The 10481-nt window shown below is 62.9% G+C and carries 10 protein-coding genes; 6 read left to right on the top strand and 4 right to left on the bottom strand.

What is annotated here, in order from left to right; all coding sequences use genetic code 11:
* Positions 1-18 precede the first annotated feature (18 nt).
* Together A985_RS0108520 and A985_RS24745 are read right to left on the bottom strand one after the other, a co-directional pair.
* Positions 19-1038 carry an SMP-30/gluconolactonase/LRE family protein gene (locus tag A985_RS0108520; protein WP_051060106.1) on the bottom strand — a complete coding sequence of 340 codons (1020 nt, stop codon included), beginning with the start codon at positions 1036-1038 and terminating at the stop codon, positions 19-21.
* Positions 1039-1140: 102 nt separating this feature from the next.
* On the bottom strand, positions 1141-2436 hold the full coding sequence (locus tag A985_RS24745) for an MFS transporter (RefSeq protein WP_232424563.1): 1296 nt from the start codon (positions 2434-2436) through the stop codon (positions 1141-1143).
* A gap of 348 nt (positions 2437-2784) precedes the next feature.
* On the opposite strand from A985_RS24745, the gene A985_RS0108510 reads away from it, so the two are divergent.
* The 6 genes from A985_RS0108510 (at position 2785) to A985_RS0108485 (ending at position 8441) form a co-directional block, all read left to right on the top strand.
* Complete coding sequence (locus tag A985_RS0108510) at positions 2785-3768, top strand: LacI family DNA-binding transcriptional regulator (RefSeq protein ID WP_232424561.1); 984 nt, start codon at positions 2785-2787, stop codon at positions 3766-3768.
* A gap of 58 nt (positions 3769-3826) precedes the next feature.
* Positions 3827-4747 (top strand): LysR family transcriptional regulator, encoded by a 921-nt coding sequence (locus tag A985_RS0108505; RefSeq protein WP_017232982.1) that lies wholly within the window; start codon positions 3827-3829, stop codon positions 4745-4747.
* A 170-nt stretch (positions 4748-4917) separates the two neighbouring features.
* Entirely contained in the window at positions 4918-6240 is a 1323-nt protein-coding gene (locus A985_RS0108500) for an MFS transporter (protein WP_017232981.1), read from the top strand.
* Positions 6241-6270: 30 nt separating this feature from the next.
* A complete protein-coding gene (locus A985_RS0108495) occupies positions 6271-7311 on the top strand; it encodes an amidohydrolase family protein (protein WP_017232980.1) in 1041 nt (346 codons plus the stop codon).
* Positions 7308-7976, top strand: a complete 669-nt coding sequence (locus tag A985_RS0108490; RefSeq protein ID WP_017232979.1) for an RraA family protein — start codon at positions 7308-7310, stop codon at positions 7974-7976. Before A985_RS0108495 ends, A985_RS0108490 begins: the two co-directional genes overlap by 4 nt.
* Before the next feature lie 72 nt (positions 7977-8048).
* The gene (locus A985_RS0108485; protein ID WP_017232978.1) at positions 8049-8441 is read left to right on the top strand and encodes a hypothetical protein; all 393 of its coding nucleotides are present in this window, start codon (positions 8049-8051) and stop codon (positions 8439-8441) included.
* Between the two features lie 41 nt (positions 8442-8482).
* Here the strand turns inward: A985_RS0108485 and A985_RS24740 are convergent, their stop codons facing one another.
* Positions 8483-9256, bottom strand: coding sequence for a hypothetical protein (locus tag A985_RS24740; RefSeq protein WP_051060105.1), 774 nt, complete (start codon positions 9254-9256; stop codon positions 8483-8485).
* 120 nt (positions 9257-9376) lie between these two features.
* On the bottom strand, positions 9377-10438 hold the full coding sequence (locus A985_RS0108475; protein ID WP_026131770.1) for a DMT family transporter: 1062 nt from the start codon (positions 10436-10438) through the stop codon (positions 9377-9379).
* Positions 10439-10481 lie beyond the last annotated feature (43 nt).

Raw genomic sequence — 10481 nt, 5'->3', positions numbered from 1 at the left:
AGGCGAGCGTCGTGACGATCAGACGGCGCCCTCGGCTTCCACGTAAAGCGAATAAAGCGAATGCGAACTTGCCATATACAGCCGGTTGTTCTTCGGGCCGCCGAACGTCAAGTTCGCGCAGCGTTCCGGCAATCGGATAAAACCGATCGGCTGGCCGTTCGCGTTGAAGACCTTCACCCCGTCGAGGTCGGCGGAACTGACACCGGCGCGTCCGTCAGCGCCCCAGCCGCACCACAGGTTGCCATCCGTATCGACCGCGAAGCCGTCGAGCGCCCCGGCGCCGTTGGCATCGAAAAGCTTCGACTTGTTTGACAGCGTGACGCCGTTTGCGCCGACATCGTATTGCCACAGCACGCGGCTCGGCGTGGCCCGGCTATCGATCACATAGAGCTTCGACTCGTCTGGTGAGAACGCCAGGCCGTTCGGCCCGGCGAGGTCAGTGATCATCGCCTGCAACTCACCGTCCGGCGAAAGACGATAGACGGATGGCGGCAGCTCGGGCGTCGCCTTCTCGCCTTCCCAATGCCCCGCGATGCCGAAGGGCGGATCGGTAAACCAGAGGGCGCCGTTCGACTGGCAGACGACGTCGTTCGGCGAGTTCAGGCGCTTGCCCTGATAGCCGTTCGCGAGCACCGTGATCTTGCCGCTGTGCTCCGTGCGCGTGACGCGCCGCGTGAGATGCTCGCACGTGACGAGTCGCCCTTGCCGGTCTCGGGTGTTCCCGTTGCTCTGATTCGACGGCTGGCGAAAGACACCCCAATGCCCCGTCACTTCGTCATAGCGCATCATGCGATTGTTGGGAATGTCGCTCAAGACGAGGTAGCGTGCCGCGGGGAAGTACACGGGGCCTTCGGCCCAGCGCATTCCGGTCCCCAACTGCTCGACCGCGCTGCTGTAGAGCCGGTATTTCGCGAAGCTCGGATCGAGAATTTCGATGGCGACGTCCGGGTAGCGCGTGCTCGGCTGGAATGCCACCCGATGGGCATCGGGCGACCCGCCGAGCGGCTGCGCACCGGCGAAGGCATCCGCCGTCGCCATGGCGCTCGACGATGCGGCCTCGAGGGGCGAACCTTGCTCGTGCAATCCGCGGGCGGTATTCAATCGAATCTCCTTGCGATGGGACCGGTAGCCAGGTATGCGTTACGCCGCCAGCTCGAAGCGCTCGATCTTGCCCACGACGAACAGGTAGCACACGATCGCAATCAGCGCATTGGCGCTCACGAAGACCAGTGCCGCCGCGAACGAACCCGTGTCTTGCACGAGATATCCGATCACGATCGGCGTCGTGATACCTGCCGTGTTACCGAACGTATTGAAGAGGCCCGCGCACAGCCCGCTTGCTTGCTTCGGCGCCGTATCCGACACAACGGCCCAGCCCAGCGCGCCGATGCCCTTGCCGAAGAACGCCGCTGCCATGATGCCGACCACCACCCATTGGTTGTCCACGTAGTTGCAGGCGATCATGCAGGTCGACAGCAGCAGCCCGACGACGATGGGCACCTTGCGCGCGGTCGACGTCGAGAAGCCATGCTTCATCATCCGGTCCGACACCACGCCGCCGAGCAAGCCGCCGAGGAAGCCGGCAATCGCCGGGATCGACGACACGAAGCCCGCCTTCAGGATCGACATATGGCGCTCCTGCACGAGGTAGATCGGGAACCACGTCAGGAAGAAATAGGTGAGCGTCGTGATGCAGTATTGCGCGATGAACACGCCAAGCATCATGCGGCTCTTGAGCAGTTGCCTGAAAATCTTGCGCCCCTGCATTCCGTCGTTCGAACCCGCCGTCGCGACGCGACGCTGCGCGGCGACTTGTTTGTCTTCGAGGTCGATCATCGCACCGTGATCGGCAATGAAGCGGACTTCCGCGTCGTTCGCGAGCGGATGTTGGCGCGGCGCATAGATGGTCTTCAGCCAGACGCCGGTGAGCACGATGCCCAGCGCGCCCATCACATAGAACACGTACTGCCAACCGTACGCATGCGTGATCCAGCCCATGAGCGGCGTGAACAGCACGGCGGCAAAATACTGCGACGAATTGAAGATGGCCGACGCCGTGCCCCGCTCGGCCGTCGGGAACCACGTGGCGGTCATGCGCGAATTGCCCGGGAATGCCGGCGCCTCGGCCGCCCCCACGAGAAAGCGCAACGCGAACAGCGTGATGACCGCCATCGCCACCGGCAAGCCCGCGACCAGACCCTGCAGCGCCGTCACCAGTGACCAAAAGAAGATACTGCAGGCATAGACCCGCTTGGTGCCGAAGCGATCGAGCAGCCAGCCACCGGGAATCTGCGCGGCGACATAGGCCCATGCGAACGACGAGAACAGGTAGCCCATCGCGACCGGCGAAATACCCAGTTGGTGCTGTATGGCCGTGCCCGTAATAGAGAGCGTTCCGCGATCGGCGTAGTTGACCGTCGTGATCAGGAAAAGCATGAAAACGACCAGGTAGCGCGCCTTGCTTTGCCCCGCATAACGGCCATCGACGCCGCCTGCCGTCGCGGCCGCCGTGCCAAGCGCCTCATCCCGAGCCAAGGCTGCCCGCGTTACGCCATTTTCCATCATCGTCTCCGAAATGTTGTGTGATGTCTTATGTGTTGGAAGCATATGTTAGCGCAAACAGTCCGAAAATCCGGGTTTTCCCGGGATTAATACATACGACGTCGTATGTCATTGGGCTCTCTAATCGCGTTCTCTTATCGATAGAATGGATGAACACAGGGAGCCGCGATGGAAGAGCACTACAGGCCGTCCGCCAGTCGGCCGCCTCAGACGAACGACAACGTGACGTTGGAAGACGTTGCACGCCTTGCCGGCGTTACGGCGATGACGGTGTCACGCACGCTGAAGCGACCGGAACTCGTACGCGAAGCAACGCGGCAACGGGTGCTCGACGCCGTTCGCGTGACCGGCTACGTGCCCAACCTGCTGGCGGGCGCGCTTGCCACGAACCGGAGCCACCTCGTGGCGTTGCTGTTGCCGACGATTGCGACATCGATCTTCACGGAACTGGTGCAGACGATGATGTCGACGCTGGCCGCGTCGGGCTATGAAACGCTGCTGGGGCTAACGGACTACCGTCGCGAACGGGAAGAGCAACTCGTGCACACCTTGCTCGGCCGTCGACCGGATGCGATCGTCCTGACCGGCACAGACCACTCCCGCGTCACACGCGAGCGATTGCTCAAGACGAACGTGCCGATCGTGGAAGTGTGGGACCTGGCCGACGACCCCATCGACATGCTGGTCGGTTTCTCGCACGAAGCCGTCGGCCGCGCGGTGGTCGACCATCTGCTGAAGAAATCGTACCGGCGGTTCGCCCTGATGTCAGCCGACGATCCGCGCGGAATGCGCCGCAGTATCAGTGTCGTGGAGGCATTGAAGGCGCACGGAATGGACGATGTGCCGTTGGAAGTCCTGCCCGCGCCGGCAACACTGCAAGCGGGGCGCGAAGGCTTTGTACGCTTGCTCGACAAAGGATTGCCCGACGTGATTGTTTGCAGCACCGACATGCTGGCGCAGGGCATTCTCGCCGAGGCGGCGAGTCGCGGCATTGGCGTTCCGCAGCAAGTGGCGGTGATGGGTTTCGGCGATCTGAGCACCGCCGCCCACGTCCATCCGTCCTTGTCGACGGTCCGCATCGACGGGGCGATGATCGGACGCCTTGCCGCCGAGGCCGTGCTGCAGCGACTGGATGGGAACCCGCCCTTCAACGAAACGCTGCGTGTCGATACAGGGTTCACGATCATCGATAGAGAGAGCACGTGAGCAGCGCACGACCCCATCGCCTGATGCGCGCGACTCACCGGACGTTAGGAAAGTTGACATGAATTTCAGGTCCTTGCAGTGTTTCGTCATTCTTGCCGAGGAGCTGAACTTCAGCCGCGCGGCGGAGCGCTTGCATATCGCGCAACCCGCACTGAGTCAGCAGATACGACTGCTGGAAGAGCGGCTTGGCACGCAACTCGTCGACCGCGCAAGGCGGCCGCTCAGACTCACCGAAGCGGGCCACTATCTCTGCACCGAGGCACGCCAGATTCTCGGCTCATGGGAGCAGGCGAGCCTCGGCGCCCAGGAAATTGGCGTAGGACGACGTGGCTGGCTGTCCATCGGCTTCACGCGATCTGCGATGTACAGCATCCTGCCGCCCGCACTGAAGGCATTCCATCGGGCTTACCCACAGATCGAACTGAAGCTCTTCGAGATGTTGACCGACGAGCAGGCCGATGCGTTGCGCGACATGCGCATTCACGTCGGCATCGGACGTCAACCACTCGACATCCCCGGCTGCGTGACGTATCCGCTGCTGCGTGAACACATCGTGGCAGTGCTTTCACCGGATCATCCGCTGGCGGGGAAGAAGAAGGTTTGCATTTCCGAACTCGAAGACACACCGCTCATCCTGTATCCGAAGCACCAGAACGCGCAGTTCAAGCACACTGTGCAGTCCTTGTATCGCGACGCGGGCGTGACGCCATTCGTCGCTCATCAAGCCTACGAAATCCAGACCGCCATCGCGCTCGTCGCGGCGGGACTCGGCGTGACATTTGTCGGTGAGTCCGTGGCGCGACATGGCCGCAAGGACGTCGTGTTCCGCCATCTCGCGAACCCAGGCGCGTCGCAATGGTCAACGCTGGCTGCAACATTCCGCGCTGACGATGACTCGGCGCATCTGCGCGCCTTCCTCGGCTGCCTTCCCGCGCCACTCGCGGACGCATACTATAAAAAAAAGCTTATAGAAACATAAGCAACGCGTCTTGGACGCCGAACACCGCGCTTCTTATCATCGGTTTTCGTGATCCGAACCGGCCCGCCTTATCAGGCGCGGCACAGGTGCGGGCACGCTGACGGCAAAGGCCGTTTGTAACGCAGGGCCACAGAGCCCTCGCGATCCGACATAAAGAACGTGGAGACGGCATGACCCCATTCAACGAAGCGGCAACCATGCGAAAGGTGTACGGGCGGCTCATGCCTATGCTCTTCGCGATGATGTTCTTCAACTACCTCGATCGCATCAACATCGGCTTCGCGGCGCTCGACATGAACAAGGCGCTCGGCTTTTCGCCCGCCGTGTTCGGTTTCGCAGGCAGCATTTTCTTCGTCGGCTACATGCTCCTGGAGGTGCCGAGCAACCTGCTGCTGCATCGCGTGGGCGCGCGCCGCTGGATCGCGCGCATCTTGCTCACGTGGGGTGCGGTGGCGGCCGCAACGGCCTTCGTCTTTGACGATAAGAGCTTCTACGCGTTGCGCTTTTTGCTCGGCGTGATGGAAGCGGGCTTCCTGCCTGGCGTGGCTGTGTACCTAACCAAATGGTTTCCGTTGCGCTACCGGGCCCGCGCGGTGGGTGGCTACATCATAGCGGGATCGTTTTCCGCCGTGCTGGGCGGCCCCATCTCAACCGCGCTGATGACGTATGCCAACGGCGTTCTGGGCCTGCAGGGATGGCAGTGGATGTTCATCCTCGAAGGCATTCCGGCGATGCTGCTGGGCCTTGTCACCCTGCGCATCATGACCGAGCGCCCGGCCGATGCCGACTGGCTCGCCGATGACGAGAAGCAATGGCTCGAAACGACGCTGGCGGCCGAACGCGAAGCCGTCGGTGGCAACGCCCATTTCCCGCTGCTGCGCGTAGCGAGCGACATTCGCGTATGGAGCCTTGCCTGTCTGTTCGGCTGCGCCTTGGTCGGCATCTACGGCCTCTTTCTTTGGCTGCCTCAGATTGTCAAGAGTCTTGGCCATCTGAGCAACATCGAGGTCGGCTTTCTCTCGGCCGTGCCGCCGCTGCTGGGCGTGCTGGGCACGTTCGTCATCAGCCGCAGTTCGGATCGCACCGGGGACCGCAAAAAACATCTGGCCTTCGTCTATGGCATGAGCGCCGTCGCCATCGCCGGCAGTGCTTATGCGCCGAATCCCGTTATCGCCTACGTACTGCTGTGCATAACGGGCCTTTTCATCTACGCCGGCAACCCGCTGTTCTGGAGCCTCGCATCCTCGTTCAGGACCGGCGCGGCGGGCGCTGCGACTATCGCGCTCATCAACACGATCGCGCAGTTCGGTGGGCTGGTTGGGCCGTGGAGCATCGGGCTCGTGCGCAACGCGACGGGCAACTTCAAGTTCGCGCTGCTGACGATCGCGGCGTTCCTCGTCATGGCGACAGTCATCGCGCTCGTGATGCGAGTGAAGCCGGCCGACGACGAAGACACTTCGCTGTCCACGGCGGATTCCGCCGCCCGCACCTGAATCCCGCACACAACGTTACGGAAGTCACGCATGATCATTGATTGTCACGGTCACTATACGACCTCACCCCCGCAACACGAAACATGGCGCGCGCAGCAGATCGCAGCGCTGAAGGACGGCGTTGCGCCGCCCCCTCGCCCCAACATTTCCGACGACGAAATTCGCGAGAGCATCGAACGCGGTCAGTTGCGTATCCAGCGCGAGCGCGGCACCGATCTTACGATCTTCTCCCCGCGCGCTGCCGGCATGGGCCACCACCTGGCTTCAGCGCAAGCCAACGCGGTCTGGTCGGCGGCCTGCAACGACCTCGTACATCGCGTGTGCGAGCTTTTCCCGCGCAACTTCGTCGGCGTCTGCCAGCTGCCGCAGGCGCCGGGCGTAGCACCGGAAAATTGCATCGCCGAGTTGCGGCGATGCGTCGAGGACTTGGGCTTTATCGGTTGCAATCTGAATCCCGATCCGTCAGGTGGACACTGGTCTGGGCCGCCGTTGAGCCACCGCTCGTGGTACCCGCTCTACGAAGCACTGGTTGAACTCGACGTGCCGGCGATGATTCACGTTTCGTCCTCGTGCAATCCCAACTTCCATGCAACCGGCGCCCATTACATCAACGGCGACACCTCGGCGTTCATGCAGTTGCTGAGCGCCGACCTGTTTGCCGATTTCCCGACGCTCAAGTTCATCATTCCACACGGCGGCGGCGCGGTGCCGTATCACTGGGGACGTTATCGCGGGCTCGCGCAGGAGATGAATCGGCCGCTGCTCACCGAGCACCTGCTGAACAATGTCTTCTTCGATACATGCGTCTACCATCAGCCGGGCGCCGAACTGCTCGCCAAGGTGATTCCGGCGAAGAACATTCTGTTCGCGTCGGAAACGATCGGCGCGGTGCAGGGGATCGATCCGGAAACCGGCCATTACTTCGACGACACGCGCCGCTATATCGATGCCATCGAATGGCTCAGCGACGCGGACCGCCGGCGCATTTTCGAAGGCAATGCGCGTGCAGTGTACGGGCGCCTATCCGCGCAGCTCGAACGACAACGATCAACCGAAGGAGCAACGATATGAATATGGCCGGATGGCGCGAATATGAATCGGCGGCCCAGACGAGCCCCGCGACGCTCGTCGCCTTGCGAGAACTCGCCGTATCGCTATTGAGCGACAGCATGGCCCGCGTGAGCGGCACGACCCGCCTGCGGCCGTTTCATCGACCGAAGCCGATGGCTGGCACGGCGGTTACCGTGCGCACGCGCGGTGGCGATAATCTCGCGATCCATCGCGCGTTTGACTACTGCCGGCCCGGCGACGTACTCGTGATCGACGGCGCCGGGGAGCTCACGCAGGCGCTGATGGGCGACATCATGGCGAGCTTCGCGGAAAGCCTTGGCGTGCAAGGTCTCGTGATCGACGGCGCGATCCGCGATGTCGGCGCTCTGCGCCAGCGCGATTTTCCGGTTTACGCACGCGGTGTGACGCATCGTGGCCCATACAAGAACGGACCGGGCGAGATCAACGTGCCCGTGACCGTCGGCGGGATGGTGGTACATCCGGGCGACATCGTCGTCGGCGACGAGGACGGCGTGCTCGCGATCGCGCCTGCGGATGTTGAAGCCGTCATCGAGGGCGCTCGCAAGCAGGCGGCCAAGGAAGCGGCGGCGCTGAAATCGATTGCGCAAGGTTGCTTCGACCGCTCGTGGGTCGCTGGCCAGCGTGACCGAATGATGAACGGCTGACAGCTTGCCGAACCCAGGCGAACGCGCGCATGATGGCGCGTTTGCCGCCTCATCGACACGACTATACGCACCATGCCCGCCCCTCTGGACACCGCCACCCTGATCGATCTTGCACGACGCGCGCAAGCCAAGACGCCCGGTCCGTGTGCGTGCACGAAAACGCCGCTCGACGGCTGGCAATCCCAACCGGTTTCCCTCGACGAAACGCTATTGCGGGAGATCGGCACCTTGCTCGCGGAAGACACTCCGGAACCGACCGTTGCCGAATACCTGCCGGGCAAGACGACGTACTGGGCGGACGATGCGCCGATCGCCCCGCGCTACTTCCCATACAACCGCTGCAGCGTGTGGGAATGCACGTCGTGCGCTCGGCTGTATCTGCGCTACACGGAAGGCGGTGGTTATTTCGTCGATCGACGGATTCGCGCACTTCGACTGGCCTTGATCGAAGACGTCCCGCTGTAGTCAGCGCTGGTGCTGGCGCGCAGCAGCCCACGCCGTTGGCATCATCGAACGCCGTCGTTCAACGCGTGACCCGATGCGCCCGCGCGACGCCAGTGACCTGATTGCGGGCAGACCTCGACCCTTCCGCCATTGCGCCGCACTTGCTCGTCATTCACCGTCGTCGGGCCCGATGGGTCGACGTCGAAGGCGACGTGGAGGGCGCGTGCGACATCGGGATCCTCGATCGGAAGCTCCCAGGTCAGGAATACCTGCGTGCCATCCTGATCTACGGGGAAATCGTCGGCATCGAAGGCGTGGCGGCCGCGTTGAATCACCCCGTGCGGCTGGCAGGTGTCGAATATCAGCACCGTCCCCCGGGTCAAAGGAATGCGAAGGTCCAATCCGGGGAAATGAACGTCCTGCCCCTTGTCTTCGCTCAGGAACAAATTGCAAAAGGCCGCGCCGCCGTACTGTTCTCCGTCGTGGTGATACCTCGCACCACGGCACGCCATGAGCGCGACATCCTTCGACGCGAGCGACCCGGGCAAGCCAAGCGTGTTCGTCCAATCGGACGCGGCCTGCACATATTGCGAATAGTTCGGCCAGCGCGCCCGCGCGCGAGCGAGCGGCATCACATCGACATCCCCGGCGCCCAGCGTCATGCGCAGCGATAACTCCCGCGTCCAATCGGCGAGCAGGCGCGTTGGGAGCTCAGGCACGTCGACAGTGCCCGACAGCACAACGTCGCTCACGCACCGCCTGCGGATGGCGTCGCCACTCCAAAAGTACGAAGTGAGGTGGTTTGGGGTGGGAGGTTGTGGAGCGTTTCGGCGCATCGTCAATGTAATGAAAGGGACCGGAATGCACCGCGCGCCGGACGGCTGCTTCAACCACATCCATGGCGCGATCCCGAGGTGTCGCTGCATGCTGCCCCGACTTCGGACCGACCCCACCGGCTAGTGCCGATGCCGGTGATGGATGTCGGGAAAATGCGCATGCGAATGCGTGATGGGTAGATGTGCGTGCGCGTGCGTGTGCGGCGCATCGCCGGCATAAGGAAAGTCGTGTTCGTGCTGATGATGTTCGTCATGGCGGTGGCGATGCGTATGCTCGAGCCGCTCGTGCGTATGCGCATGTTCGTGCCGCTCACGCACATGCAGCCAGATACCGACCGCCATGAGTCCGGCAGCCAACGAAAAAGTCAGATCAGGCCATGCGGGCCAGATGATCAGAGAAAGTATGACGCCGAACAGCGGCGCCACCGAAAAGTAAGCACCAGTACGCGCGGTTCCGAGATTGCGCAGCGCGACCACGAACAGCACGAGACTGATTCCGTAACCGGCAAGCCCTGTCGCCATGGCCGCGGCCACTGTCCCTGGCGACGGCAGCGAAGCACCCGCCGCGAACGCAATGCCAAGATTTACCGGACCCGCCGCCAATCCTTTCAGACACGCAATCACCATTGCGTCGTTTGCCGAGACCTTGCGCGTGAGGTTGTTGTCGATAGCCCAGCACATACACGCACAGACGATCAACAGCGCGCCCACCGGCAAACCCACCCCGCCAGGGTGCCATGAGAGAAGCACGCCGCCCGCGACGATCGCCACCATGCCGAGAAAAACCTGGAGGTCCACGTTTTCCCGGAAAACCACCCAGGCAATGACGGCCGTCAGCACGCCCTCGAGGTTCAACAGCAGCGAACTCGTTGCCGCCGGGGTGCTCGACAGCCCCAGCATCAGCAACGCCGGGCCGGCGACACCCCCCATCGCAATCGCGCCGATCAGCCACGGCAGCTCGCCCCGCTGGATGCGATGGTCGCTGCCGGCATGACGCCCACGCCCACTCAACGCGCGCCACGCGATCCCGACACCCAGCCCCAAGCCGCTCCCCAGATAAAACAGCCCGGCCAGCATGAATGGACTGACGGCGCCGAGCATCGCTTTGGCGAGCGGCGTCGCGGCGCCGAAAAGCGCCGCGGCAGCCAAAGCGGTGAATACCGCGCTGTATCGGAATTTCACGGTCGTCAAACCTCGCATCGTCTATTGGGGGGAAGTGTACTGG

This window comes from Pandoraea sp. B-6 (assembly GCF_000282835.1).
GTDB classification, from domain to species: domain Bacteria; phylum Pseudomonadota; class Gammaproteobacteria; order Burkholderiales; family Burkholderiaceae; genus Pandoraea; species Pandoraea cepalis.
This window is presented reverse-complemented; position numbering and strand designations above follow the sequence as displayed.